Here is a 13,007-nt window from a genome sequence, read left to right as displayed (position 1 = left end):
TAGAAAATAAATAAAAAAAAGCGCAACGAGGTCATCGTTGCGCTTTAAGTTTCTGAAATTCAGTGTTTTTTATTCTGGAACGATCCAGTCGACTTTCCAGTGACCCGTTGCTGGCGCGATCGCTTCTTGCAGGAATGGCAGAATTTCTTTCATCTGGCTTTCCAGTTTCCACGGTGGGTTAATCACGATCATGCCCGATGCCGTCATGCCGCGCTCGTTGGTGTCTGGAGATACGCCCAATTCGATTTGCAGAATTTTGCGAATGCCAAGCCCTTCCAAACCTTCAATCATGTCTTCGATGTCATGGCGGTTTACCACTGGGTACCAAATCGCGTATATGCCCGTTGCCCAACGTTTGTGGCTTTGGTAAATCGCCTGCACGACGTCGCGATATTCTTTCGCTAGCTCGTATGGTGGGTCAATCAGCACTAAACCACGACGTTCTTGCGGTGGCAGGCTGCCTTTCAGACGCTTAAAGCCATCTTCTTTGTAGATGCTCACTTGGCGATCGCGGTGGAACTCTTGTTCTAATAGCGGATGATCGGCTGGGTGCAGCTCAGTTAGAACCATGCGGTCTTGTGGGCGGATTTGCGCACGTGCAACACGCGGTGAGCCTGGGTAGTAACGCAGGTTCTCACCGTTGTTCAATGTTTTGATTGAATCGATGTAGCTTGCGATCTCTTCAGGGATGTTTGAGTTGTCCCAAATGCGTGCGATGCCTTGTTTGTATTCGCCCGTTTTCTCAGACCATTCGTGAGTCAGATCGTAGCGTCCCACACCCGAGTGGGTATCGTGATAAACAAACGGCTTATCTTTCTGCTTTAGTGCATCAAGAATGAGGCTTTGAACGATGTGTTTTACCACGTCAGCATGGTTGCCAGCGTGGAAGCTGTGGCGGTAACTTAACAAATTAAACTCTCGAAACACTCTTTGACTGAGTGTGGTCTGTGATTTTCGCGATATGGCGGTATTATACTCAAGTAACTTAAAGAAGTAGAACTTCGATTCAAATCAGTATCACTGATAGGGATTCGCTATTGAAATTTCTTTAAGTCACCCATACTTAGTATAAGTAAACAAATTGAACCTAAGTGGGATTGCGCCGCTCCAATAGAGTGCCAAACCGAACTTAGGCATAACAAGACTCAAGGACAGAGTAAGCGCTCTTTGACCCATTCGGTCATTGCTGCATCGAGAAAGGGAACGGAAATCCCCCCATCCATGTTGTCGGCTTGCCTGTGCATTGAGTTCGCCTACTGTTTTGCAAATACCAATCGGTGCTTTGCAAATGCGAATAGGCAAATACAGAGCCAAAACACAAAAGGAATTATTCATGTCTAATCCACTTCTTACGTTTACGGATCTTCCTCCGTTTTCGCAAATCAAACCAGAACACATTAAACCTGCAGTGGAGCAGGCGATTGCGGATTGTCGTGCCAAGATTGACGAGGTACTTAAAGACAACGCAAACCCAAGCTGGACCAGTGTGATCGCGCCAATTGAAGAAGCGGATGACCGCTTGAGCCGCATTTGGTCACCAGTGGGTCACATGAACTCAGTAGTGAACAGCGAAGCGCTGCGTGAAGCTTACGAAAGTTGTCTGCCAATCCTGTCTGAGTACGGTACTTGGGTTGGTCAGCACAAAGGTCTTTACGAAGCGTACAAGGCGATCAAAGCCAGCGAAGAGTACGCGACGCTGACGCGTGCACAACAGAAGACCATTTCTGATTCTCTACGCGACTTCGAGCTTTCGGGCATCGGTCTACCATCAGACGAGCAACATCGCTACGGCGAAATCAGCAAGCGCATGTCTGAGCTGAGCTCAAAATTTTCCAACAACGTGCTGGATGCAACCATGGGTTGGACTAAGCACGTTGCCGACGAAAAAGACCTAGCGGGTATGCCAGAATCTGCACTTGCAGCGGCAAAAGCGGCAGCAGAAGCAAAAGAGCTCGATGGCTACCTAATCACGCTAGATATCCCATCTTACCTACCAGTTATGACGTACTGTGATAACCAAGACCTACGCAAAGAAGTGTACGAAGCGTACGTAACGCGCGCCTCTGACCGTGGTCCAAACGCAGGCAAGTGGGACAACACAGAAATCATCACTGAGCAGCTAAAACTGCGTCATGAAATCTCTCGTATGTTGGGTTTCAACACTTACAGCGAGAAATCTCTGGCAACCAAAATGGCAGAGAACCCAGCGCAAGTTCTTGGCTTCTTGAACGATTTGGCAACCAAAGCGAAACCACAGGGTGAGCGCGAAATTGAAGAGCTACGCCAGTTTGCTAACGCAGAATTTGGTGTTAGCGAGCTAAACGTGTGGGACATTGCGTACTACAGCGAGAAGCAAAAGCAGCACTTGTTCCAAATCTCGGATGAAGAACTGCGTCCTTACTTCCCTGAATCAAAAGCAGTAAGTGGTCTGTTTGAAGTACTAAACCGCGTGTTTGGTATGACAGTGACAGAGCGTGAAGGCGTGGATACTTGGCACGAGTCAGTGCGTTTCTTCGATATCTTCGACGGCGAAGGCATACTACGTGGCAGCTTCTACCTAGATCTATACGCACGCGAACACAAACGTGGCGGTGCGTGGATGGATGATTGCCGTGGTCGTCGCGTAACGCTATCAGGCGAGCTACAAACACCGGTTGCTTACCTAACGTGTAACTTCAACCGTCCAGTGGGCGACAAGCCTGCACTGTTTACGCACGATGAAGTGGTGACTCTGTTCCACGAGTTTGGTCACGGTATCCACCACATGCTGACGCAAGTAGAAACAGGCGCGGTATCGGGCATCAACGGTGTGCCTTGGGATGCGGTTGAGCTACCAAGTCAGTTCCTAGAAAACTGGTGTTGGGAAGAAGACGCGCTGGCGTTTATTTCTGGTCACTACGAGACTGGCGAGCCGCTACCAAAAGCGATGCTAGATAAAATGCTAGCCGCGAAGAACTTCCAGTCGGCGATGGGCATCCTACGTCAGCTAGAGTTCGGCTTGTTCGACTTCACTCTGCATACAGAATACGACCCAGAAGTGGGTGCTCGTGTACTTGAAACCTTGGCAGAAGTGAAAGAGAAAGTGGCAGTTGTACCAGCGGTTGAGTGGGCGCGTTTCTCACACAGCTTTGGTCACATCTTCGCTGGTGGTTACAGCGCAGGTTACTACAGCTACCTATGGGCAGAAGTGTTGTCTTCAGACGCGTTCTCTCGCTTTGAAGAAGAAGGCATCTTCAATAAAGAAACCGGTCTGAGTTTCTTGAATAACATCCTAGAAATGGGTGGTAGTGAAGAACCAATGGAGCTATTTAAGCGCTTCCGTGGTCGTGAGCCAGAAATCGATGCGCTATTGCGCCATTCTGGTATCGCAGCGTAATCTCGATTGAGAATGAAAATGGGCAGCCAAGTGGCTGCCCATTTTTTTATTCGTAGATTCAGCTTTTAGTATCTGATTCAGAGCGTTATGGATTTACGCTGCGATTGATCGGGTTTTGCAGCGAGATCAGCGTCTCGGTGGATTGCACTTCGTCGATCGCTTGAAGCTTATCAATCAATACAAATTGCAGCTCCTCAATCGACTTGCACATCAATTTGACGAATATGTTATACGCGCCAGTGGTGTAGTAAGCTTCTACCACTTCATCGAGGGCATTGAGCTTTTCTAGCGCTGAATGATAGTCGCGCGCGGCATTCAAGTTGATGCCGATAAAGCAACATACGTCATATCCTAGCTTTTTGGTATTGACGATTACCTCAGTACCCTCGATGATGTCTGCCGCTTTCATTTTCTCGATACGAACGTGGATGGTCGCTGGGCTGACATTAAACTGTTTTGCCATTTCCGCGTAAGGCTTACGCGCATCCGCCATCAGAGTTTTGAGAATCGCGCGATCGAGATCGTCGAGTTTAGGCAAGCTCGCATTCATACAATTATTTCCGTTGGGTATGAGGTTTAAAGTTCATTTTATACTCACAGCGGACAGGATTCACAAGGTTTACGCAGGGATAACCGCGAGGTAGCTCTGAAGTCATGGAGTTGATGTGCCATTTTTTCTGTTTTGCATAGCGATCATGTTCAGTGCTGTCGCTGCGGCGCAAGAGCAAAAAGTCCTCGTTGTTCACTCTTACCACCAAGGTTTCTTCTGGACTGATTCTATCCAGCGTGGTTTCACCCAGCAGCTTGAGGGGCGACAGCTCGATACTCGCGTGTTGTATCTCGATTCCAAGCGCAGTCAAAGCCAGCACTTCTTCAGTCAGTTGGAATCACTTTACCGCACCAAACTGGGCGAAGAGCATTTCGACGCGATCGTTGTTAGTGATAACAATGCACTTGCTTTGATGCAGCGCTTATCTTCTGTCATTAAAGACACGCCGGTGATTTTCAGTGGCATCAACAACTATCATCCTTCACTGCATCAAGGGCTGAACGCGACAGGCGTGATTGAAGACGTCGATCTGTCCGCCAACCTCGCTTTAATTGAGCGTTTGCATCCGACCCACAAACAAATTCTTATCGTCAGTGACCACTCTGTTACTGGAGCGGCACTTCGTGCTCAGATCGAAGACTTTCTTGATAGTAACCCAGCATATCGCGACAAAATCCTTCATTTAGTGCCGGAAACGGTAGATGACTTAAAGCAACAAGTGTCGCAAATGAGCATCGACAACGTGGTGCTGTTTTGGACTTACTACCGCGATATTCACGGTAACGTTGCGACCGATAAAGACTGGCGTGATATCAACCAAGCCTCTAATGCGCCGCTGTTTATGGTGCACGATATTGGACTTGGGCATGGTGCAGTCGGCGGTGTGATTCAAACCGGTTATCGCCAAGGTTTTGAAGCTGCGAAGTTATTGGCGCAAGTGCTGGATAACCCACAGCAACTTTTACCTGCAATTGTGCGTGCAGAATCGGACATCAAACTCGACTATCAATCGGTTGTGCGTTGGGGTTTAGGCGCAGAACAAGAAGCCTCGTCGGTGTTCTTCAATAAGCCAGTGGAATTTACTGAGCGTTACGCCCGAGAAATCAAACTGTTTGGCAGTGTGCTGGTGGCGATGACCATCGTGATTATGCTGCTTAGTTACTACTTGCATCGCATTCGTCGCAGCGAAAGTATTGCTCGCGAGAGCCAGACGATTTTGGAATCGGTGTTTGACCAAAGCATGCAGTACATGGGCATTCTCGACCAACATGGTTTGCTTAAATCCGGTAACGATCGTCTGCAATCGTTACTCAATCATCAGGATATGCGTCTCGATCGTCCGCTTTGGCATCATAAAAACTGGAGCGAAGACGCACGCCAGCTGCTTGCCAATTACTTCCAGTCCAGCCATCGCCAAGTCTCCACTTTTGAAACGGAGATCTGGAGTAAAGAACATGGCGCTATGGTGCTGGAAGTGTCCCTCAAACCGTTTTCTCAGCAGGTGGCAAACCAAGAGCAATACTTGTTTGAAGCGCGTGACATTACCAGTCGTAAGGCGATGGAAGACAAGCTCTACCAACGTGAATCGAGTTTGCGTAACTACTACGAGCAGCAGCCGGTAATGATGGTGACGTTAGATAACAATAACCGCATTCAGGAAGTGAACCGTTTTGCTCAGCAGCTTTTGGGTTATCAACCGTTGGATATGCTCGGGCATCGTCTACGTGAGTTCTATTCAGACGAAAAAGCGCTGATTCCGCGCCAAGTGTTATTGCAACCGCAGCAAGTGATGCACGGTGTTTGGCGTCGCGAAATCGAATATCGTCATGCGGATGGTCATCGCGTTTGGGTGCGTGAAAACATTCGCCCATTAAGAGATTCCGACCAATTGCTGATCGTTGGTGAAGACATCACTGAGACCAAGAAGCTCGCCAAGCAGCTAGAGTACCAAGCACGCTATGACTTGCTGACTGACACCTACAACCGCAACTATTTCGAGCTAGAGTTGCAAACCGCACTGCGAGAAGTAGAAAGCCACCGTCGTGTGCATGCAATGTTGTACCTCGATCTCGACCAGCTAAAAGTGCTTAACGATACCGTGGGTCACGATGCGGGTGATGCGGCTATTCAGTTCTGTGCCAGCATGTTGGAAGAGGTACTGCCTTACAATGCAGTCTTGGCGCGCATGGGGGGTGATGAATTTGCTGTGTTGTTGAAAGATTGCGATGAGCACGGTGCGATTAATGTGGCGAAGCAGATTATCACGACCTTGAGCGAACAGCTTTTCCGTTGGGAAGACACGCAATTGTTTATGAGCTGCTCGGTGGGCATTCGTATTATCGACCACACCGCCGAAACGCCACAAATGGTTCACGCTCAAGCAGACTCCGCGTGTCATGTTGCCAAAGAGCAGGGGCGGAATCGCTACAACCTATTCAGCTTAGATAACGAAGAGCTGCAACGTCGCCAGTTAGAAATGCAGAGCGTTAATCTGGTGCACGAAGCGCTATCGAGTAAGCGTCTTGAACTGTTTGCTCAGCGCATTGTTAACTTGAGCGGTGAAGGCTCACCATTGTGCTTTGAGATTCTGGTACGTATTCGTGATGCACAGGGCAATTACTTGTCTCCTGGTGTTTTTATCCCAGCCTCTGAACGCTACAACATCGCGCACTGGATTGATAAACAAGTGATTACTCAAACCCTAGAATGGTTTGAAGCTCGCCCAGAGATAGTAGAAAAACTCGGACGCTGCGCGATCAACTTGTCCGGTCAGTCGATGGGGAATCAAGAGTTTATCGACTTCCTGCTAGAGCGTTTGCAGTCGTCCTCGATTCCTTGTGAGAAGATCTGTTTAGAAATTACCGAAACTGCAGCGATGAGCAATATCGACCAAGCGCTCGGCTTCTTCACTCGCGTACGCACGCTGGGCTGTTTGATTGCGTTGGACGATTTTGGTTCTGGCTTGTCTTCTTTCGGCTACTTAAAGCAACTTCCTGTCGATATCGTGAAAATTGATGGTCTTTTCGTGCGAGATATCAACGTAAACGAGATGGACCGTGTGATGGTGCGTTCAATCAACGACTTAGCCAAGCAGATGGGTAAGGTCACGGTGGCGGAATTTGTTGAGAATGACCAAGTCAGAGAGCTCCTGATCGAGCTTGGTGTCGACTATGGGCAAGGTTATGGCATTGGGCATCCTAAACCTTTGGCTGAGCTGGTCGACGAACTTCAACAGCTTTAACCATCCAGACGAACGTCATCTAACTTCTCCCCAACCTAGCAATTATAGGCGGGTTGGGTATACACTCAGCGCCAGTTAAACCGATTTTTACTGGAGCCTCCTTTTGCAACTGCAATTGATTTGTGAAGACCCATCTCAACAGTCTCACCTTGATGAACTCGCTGCGCGTTGGCAGCTTTCTCACACTGATGACAGTGACTTTGCCTTAGTCCTAACGACAGAGCGTTTAGAGCTGCGTAAAGCGGATGAGCCAAAGCTGGGTGCGATCTTTGTGGATTTGATTGGTGGTGCAGTAGGGCATCGTCGCAAGTTCGGTGGTGGTAAAGGTCAAGCAATCGCGAAAGCTGCGGGTTTGAACAAAGGCGCAACCCCAACCGTGCTTGATGGCACCGCGGGCTTAGGGCGCGATGCGTTCGTATTGGCGTCGTTGGGCTGTAAAGTCCAAATGGTTGAGCGTCACCCTGTAGTCGCAGCATTGTTGGATGACGGTTTGGCTCGTGCGAAACACGATCCAGAAATCGGCACTTGGGTATCAGAGCGCATGTCTTTGATTCACGCTTCTAGCCATGATGCGTTAGAACAATTGGCGCAAGATAAAGACTTCATTCAGCCAGATGTGGTTTATCTCGATCCGATGTACCCGCACCCTGAAAACAAAAAGAAATCGGCATTGGTGAAAAAAGAGATGCGCGTCTTCCAATCTTTGGTTGGTGCAGATCTTGATGCGGATGGTTTGTTGGCGCCGGCTATGGCATTGGCGAGTAAGCGTGTGGTGGTCAAGCGCCCTGATTACGCTAACTGGCTTGATGAACAAAAGCCGAGCATGGCAATCGAAACCAAAAAGAACCGTTTCGATGTGTATGTGAAGGCATCAATGGCGTAATTCGACTAGGGTCTATTGACCTTTTGAGCTGATTTTTGCAGCCGTTTGTGGATTCTTTATACAAGGCAGAGGCTTTGAAATGTAGTTGTCCTACCTGATAAGCCGATAACGCAGTAGAAAGGAGCCACAAACGCTGCCCGAAGGGTTCGGCTAAAAGCGTTTTACTCTTTGTTGAGAGGATTTTGCTTAGAATAACTAGGCTACAAACCTCTCGCCGCGATTAAAACGCTTTTATCTCGAACAAAATTTAACCGCAAAAGGTCAACAGACCCTAAACACCTGACGACACAAAACTTCTTCTCACAGCGCCTAATTTGGCGCTGTGTTTGTATCTGGTTTTTGCTCTGCTTATTGATACTTTTCTCTTGCTAATTCGGCACGCTGACTGTATATCTAACTAAGAATTATTATTATTTCACTTGTGTGATGCCGTAGAGTAAAACAGTCAAAATTGGGAAGCTGGAGTAGTAGCATGGCGAAACGTTTATGTAAGATGAGCCGCAAACAGATTGCTGAGAGTTTGGGTGATATTCACCGCCTGGTGGTAGCACCTAAGTTTGTCTGTCGCTCTTGTGCCCGTTCTTCTGCATCGAAAAACACCTTGTGTAAGCCTGCCGCGATTCCACCTCAAAAGTGCCAAGACAAACCGCTATCCGAGCAACAGGCTTGTGGTCTACTGGCGGAAGCACTGCCAACTCCATCTCTAACTCAAGATACCCCAATCATCATGGCGCCAGAACAAAGCGCAGAGAAAGCCGCGATCGTCAAACGTGTTGTGGAACGAGTGAAAGAGAAAAAACTAGCAGCAAAAGTCGCAGCCGTAACCTCAACCACTGAGCTAGAGGCGCCAGCTATGTTTGATTTATCAGATAAAAAAGCGCTGAAGAAGGCGAAGAAAGCGGTTAAGAAACATTACAAGCAGCAGAAGAAGTTGCTTAAGTTAGCTAAAAAGCAGCAAAAATTGCTCAAACGCCAGCGCAAGCTTGAAGCGCGAAATGCCAAACTAGAGGTGTTGCTACCAACGCTACCAAACACGTTGATGAGCACAAGCTCGCAGACCAAAGTGCATTAATCAAATCACATCAAAAAAACGCTCTCCAGTTGGAGAGCGTTTTTTATTGTCGAAATGTTTGTAGGATTAGCTGTGTTACTTGTTGGCGTAACTCATCTCTACGCGTTTTTTCACCCAAGTTTCGTTAATCCACAGTGATAGCATGATGATCGCACCACCAATGGCAAGTCGCGTCACATCGACATCGCGGTTCCAAATCACGATATTCACAATCAAACCAGCTGGGACGAGCGCGTTGTTCATTACCGCAAGTGCGCCAGCATTCACCATGGTTGCGCCTTTGTTCCACGCAAAGTAACCAAAGCCTGATGCAATCAAACCAAGGTAAGTCAGAATACCCCATTGTGTTGCTGTGGTTGGCATCTTGTCTAAGTTACCCATCAGAGCAAAGGCGACAGTCGCTACGCACAATGCACCCAAGTAGAAGTAGCCAAATACCGTGTGCTGCGGCAGTTCAACCGACTCGGTTTCCATAATGTATTTATAGCCGACCTGACCGATGGCAAAACACAGGTTCGCTCCTTGTACGACCAAAAAGCCCATCAAGAAGTTTTCATTGATGCCTGCAAACTTAATCCACGCCGCGCCCAGCACAGCAATTGCCGCCGTAACCAAATACCAAGGCGAGAATCGACCTTTCAAGAAATCATAAATCAAGGTGACGTAAATAGGGGTAAATACGGTAAACAGCAGTACTTCTGGTACAGAAAGGAGTAGGAAAGACTGGTAGTAGAAGCAATACATTAAGCCGAGTTGGAAGCCGCCCACGATCATCAATTTCGCGATCAGAGATTTGCTTACGCCACGGAATTTTAAGAAAGGAATGAAGACTAGGCTCGCCAACGCAACGCGCATAAAAACAGAGAACCAAGAGTCAACCTGACCGGCAAGGTAAACGCCGATCAGACTAAATGAGAATGCCCAAAGTAGGGTAACTGCGGATAGATAAGCCATGGATGAGAATCTTTATCAACAACAAATGTGCCCGCAGTCTAACCAAGTTTTAAGGTCACGCCAACGCAAATCAATCTTTTAGCGGTACGACCAGCATATCGACAGGTGAGCAGTTAATAAGCTGACGCGTCGACGAAAGAATCTTGCTCCAGAAATCTTGGTGATGACCACAAACCACCAAATCGATATTGTAGTCCTGAATGGTATCGCACAGCTCGTTACTCAAATCACCGCTACCGACTAACGTATGCGTGATTGGGTACTCTGCGTATTCTTCAAAATTCGCTAACTGTGTACGAGACGCTTCCATCGCTTGGTGTTGCGCCTCCGCCATGTTGATGTCGATAAGCCCGGTGTAAAGCTCGGCGTAATTCACATCGATATGAATGAAAGAGACTTTCGCATCCAGAGGTTTAGCCAGTGACACGGCTTTCTTAATCAACACTTTACTGTCGTCTGAGAGGTCGACTGCCACAAGTACGTGTTTGTAACTCATATTGCTATCTCCTTGATAAGGTCATAGTGTCAGATTAGCACTAAGTCTCAGATAATTTTGCTGAAGTGATCTCATATCAATATCGTAGGTACAAAGTGTTGCCACAGTAATCATGTTATAGTGGCGCAAAACGCATGCACATAAATAGGAGTTAACATGCTGTCTCAAACTATGGTTGAACAATTGAATGAGCAAATTAACCTAGAATTTTTCTCATCCAATCTATACTTACAAATGAGTGCTTGGTGTGAAGACAAAGGTTTTGAAGGTGCGGCTGAATTTTTACGCGCTCACGCCGTAGAAGAAATGGAGCACATGCAACGTCTTTTCACTTATGTAAGTGAAACTGGCTCAATGCCAATCCTAGGTGCGATTGAAGCACCTAAGCATGATTTTGCTAGCCTTGGCGATGTTTTCCGTGAAACCTACGAACATGAGCAAATGATCACGGAAAAGATCAATAAATTGGCGCATGTTGCATTTACAAGCCAAGACTACTCAACGTTTAACTTCCTACAGTGGTACGTGGCTGAACAGCACGAAGAAGAGAAGTTGTTTAAAGGGATTTTAGATAAGATCGAATTAGTTGGTGAAGACGGTAAAGCATTGTTCTTCATCGATAAAGATCTAGCACAAATGGCAAAAGAAGGTTCATCTTCAATTATGGGTGCTCCAGCTGCATAACGTGTTCCCGACGCGGTAAGCAGCGGGTTAAGGACGAAGCATTGATCGTCTTTATCTCTTGAGCATCGTTGAAGATGTAGGGAGGAAAAGATGATCAGTGGAGACACAATCTTATTTGCGCTAATGGTAGTAACGGGAGTAAACATGGTCCGTTATCTCACCGCTCTTCGTTCTTTAATTTACATCATGCGTGAAGCGCATCCTTTGCTTTATCAGCAAGTGGATGGCAATGGATTTTTCACCACCCATGGTAACGTCACCAAACAGGTGCGGTTATACCATTACATTAAGAGTAAAGAGTATCACCATCATCACGATGAGATCTTTACTGGCAAATGCGAAAGGGTGCGCGGGTTATTCATTTTATCGACCGCTTTACTTGGTGTGACCCTACTGGCTGCCTTCATTCTTTAAGCCAGTAAGCTGTGCTTGGAATTTAAGCGCTTTTCCCGCTCGACTTTTGTCGTTAGAATAGCGCCCGCAGAAAGCAAGGATGTGCATTACGCACATCCTTTTTTATTTTTGGATTTTGGACAAACCAATCTAAATAAGTAATTGAGCGTTACCTTGATGTGTGCAGCAGAAGCAGGCAAACGCGGACGCAGTGTGCTCGTGCTGGATCATGCGAAAAAGCCAGGACGTAAAATCCTTATCTCAGGTGGTGGTCGTTGTAACTTCACTAACTACGACGTCTCAGCGAGCAACTACTTATGCCAAAACCCACACTTCGTGAAATCGGCGTTGTCTCAATACACCAACTGGGACTTTATTTCGATGGTCAGCAAGCATGGCATCGAGTTTGAGGAGCGCGATCACGGACAGTTGTTCTGTGTTGATGCGTTTACTGCAAAAGACATCGTTAAGATGCTACTAGCAGAATGCGATATGCCAAACATCCAACAACGCTACCAATGTGATGTACATTCGATCGAGAAAACCGATGCGGGCTTCCGTCTGCATGCTGGTACTGAAAATATCGAATGTGAATCTTTGGTGGTAGCAACGGGTGGTCTGTCGATGCCTAAACTGGGCGCGACGCCATTCGGCTACAAGATTGCTGAGCAGTTCGAGCTTCCGGTGATTACGACTACAGCAGGTCTGGTGCCGTTTACGCTGCATAAAGAAGACAAAGAAGATTTCGCTGAACTATCGGGCATCGCGATCCCGGCAGAAATCACCGCGCAAGACGGCACCATGTTCAAAGAAGCGCTGCTGTTTACTCACCGTGGCTTGTCTGGTCCATCGGTGTTACAGATCTCTTCATTCTGGCGAGCGGGTCAAAAGGTGACGATTAACCTCGTACCAAACGACGACATCGCCGAACTGCTAGAACGCAGCCGCGAGAAGCACCCGAACCAATCTCTAAAGAACACGCTAGCAAAAGTGCTACCAAAGCGTTTGGTTGAAGTGCTGATTGAACGTAAAGAATTAGCAGACAAACCTCTTAAGCAGTTCAACCAGAAAGAGATGGCAACCATCGTTGAGCGTCTAGAAAACTGGGCAGTTGCACCAAACGGTACGGAAGGTTACCGCACGGCAGAAGTGACCCTCGGCGGCGTAGATACCGATCACCTGTCTTCAAAAACCATGGAATGTAAGAACATCAAAGGTTTGTACTTCATCGGTGAAGTGATGGACGTAACCGGCTGGTTAGGTGGCTATAACTTCCAATGGTGCTGGTCGAGCGGTTTTGTTGCTGGTCAGTGGGTGTAAGAAATAAGAAGCCTAGCTTAATTAGCTAGGCTTTTTTC

The 13,007-nt window shown here is 47.5% G+C and carries 11 protein-coding genes; 7 read left to right on the top strand and 4 right to left on the bottom strand.

Annotated elements, in window-relative coordinates; translation table 11 throughout:
• Positions 1–69: 69 nt before the first annotated feature.
• The gene (locus AACR11_RS20630) at positions 70–909 is read right to left on the bottom strand and encodes a 23S rRNA (adenine(2030)-N(6))-methyltransferase RlmJ (RefSeq protein ID WP_005434590.1); all 840 of its coding nucleotides are present in this window, start codon (positions 907–909) and stop codon (positions 70–72) included.
• Positions 910–1,333: 424 nt separating this feature from the next.
• Here AACR11_RS20630 and prlC point away from each other — a divergent pair, with 424 nt between their 5' ends.
• Positions 1,334–3,376: an oligopeptidase A gene (gene prlC / locus AACR11_RS20625; RefSeq protein ID WP_029789285.1), complete on the top strand. Its 2,043-nt coding sequence runs from the start codon at positions 1,334–1,336 to the stop codon at positions 3,374–3,376.
• Positions 3,377–3,461: 85 nt separating this feature from the next.
• Here prlC and asnC read toward each other — a convergent pair whose 3' ends face one another.
• Positions 3,462–3,926, bottom strand: a complete 465-nt coding sequence (gene asnC, locus AACR11_RS20620; RefSeq protein ID WP_005430014.1) for a transcriptional regulator AsnC — start codon at positions 3,924–3,926, stop codon at positions 3,462–3,464.
• Positions 3,927–4,041: 115 nt separating this feature from the next.
• Here asnC and AACR11_RS20615 point away from each other — a divergent pair, with 115 nt between their 5' ends.
• From AACR11_RS20615 to AACR11_RS20605, 3 genes are all read left to right on the top strand, one after another.
• On the top strand, positions 4,042–7,167 hold the full coding sequence (locus AACR11_RS20615; protein WP_029789286.1) for an EAL domain-containing protein: 3,126 nt from the start codon (positions 4,042–4,044) through the stop codon (positions 7,165–7,167).
• A gap of 103 nt (positions 7,168–7,270) precedes the next feature.
• Entirely contained in the window at positions 7,271–8,050 is a 780-nt protein-coding gene (locus tag AACR11_RS20610; protein ID WP_029789287.1) for a class I SAM-dependent methyltransferase, read from the top strand.
• Between the two features lie 472 nt (positions 8,051–8,522).
• The gene (locus AACR11_RS20605) at positions 8,523–9,122 is read left to right on the top strand and encodes a hypothetical protein (RefSeq protein WP_029788993.1); all 600 of its coding nucleotides are present in this window, start codon (positions 8,523–8,525) and stop codon (positions 9,120–9,122) included.
• 75 nt (positions 9,123–9,197) lie between these two features.
• Here AACR11_RS20605 and AACR11_RS20600 read toward each other — a convergent pair whose 3' ends face one another.
• The gene (locus tag AACR11_RS20600) at positions 9,198–10,076 is read right to left on the bottom strand and encodes a carboxylate/amino acid/amine transporter (protein WP_005434580.1); all 879 of its coding nucleotides are present in this window, start codon (positions 10,074–10,076) and stop codon (positions 9,198–9,200) included.
• 70 nt (positions 10,077–10,146) lie between these two features.
• A complete protein-coding gene (gene uspA / locus AACR11_RS20595; protein ID WP_005434578.1) occupies positions 10,147–10,572 on the bottom strand; it encodes a universal stress protein UspA in 426 nt (141 codons plus the stop codon).
• 156 nt (positions 10,573–10,728) lie between these two features.
• Between uspA and ftnA the strand changes: the two genes are divergently transcribed.
• The 3 genes from ftnA to AACR11_RS20580 all read left to right on the top strand — a co-directional run bounded on the left by ftnA (position 10,729) and on the right by AACR11_RS20580 (position 12,969).
• Positions 10,729–11,256, top strand: a complete 528-nt coding sequence (gene ftnA, locus AACR11_RS20590; protein ID WP_005434576.1) for a non-heme ferritin — start codon at positions 10,729–10,731, stop codon at positions 11,254–11,256.
• Positions 11,257–11,346: 90 nt separating this feature from the next.
• Positions 11,347–11,670, top strand: coding sequence for a universal stress protein UspB (gene uspB / locus AACR11_RS20585; protein ID WP_005448571.1), 324 nt, complete (start codon positions 11,347–11,349; stop codon positions 11,668–11,670).
• A gap of 156 nt (positions 11,671–11,826) precedes the next feature.
• Positions 11,827–12,969 (top strand): NAD(P)/FAD-dependent oxidoreductase, encoded by a 1,143-nt coding sequence (locus tag AACR11_RS20580; protein WP_079325106.1) that lies wholly within the window; start codon positions 11,827–11,829, stop codon positions 12,967–12,969.
• The last annotated feature ends 38 nt before the right edge of the window (positions 12,970–13,007 follow it).

The organism is Vibrio sp. L85, from assembly GCF_963871815.1.
In the GTDB taxonomy this organism is placed as follows: Bacteria; Pseudomonadota; Gammaproteobacteria; order Enterobacterales; family Vibrionaceae; genus Vibrio; species Vibrio harveyi.
This window is presented reverse-complemented; position numbering and strand designations above follow the sequence as displayed.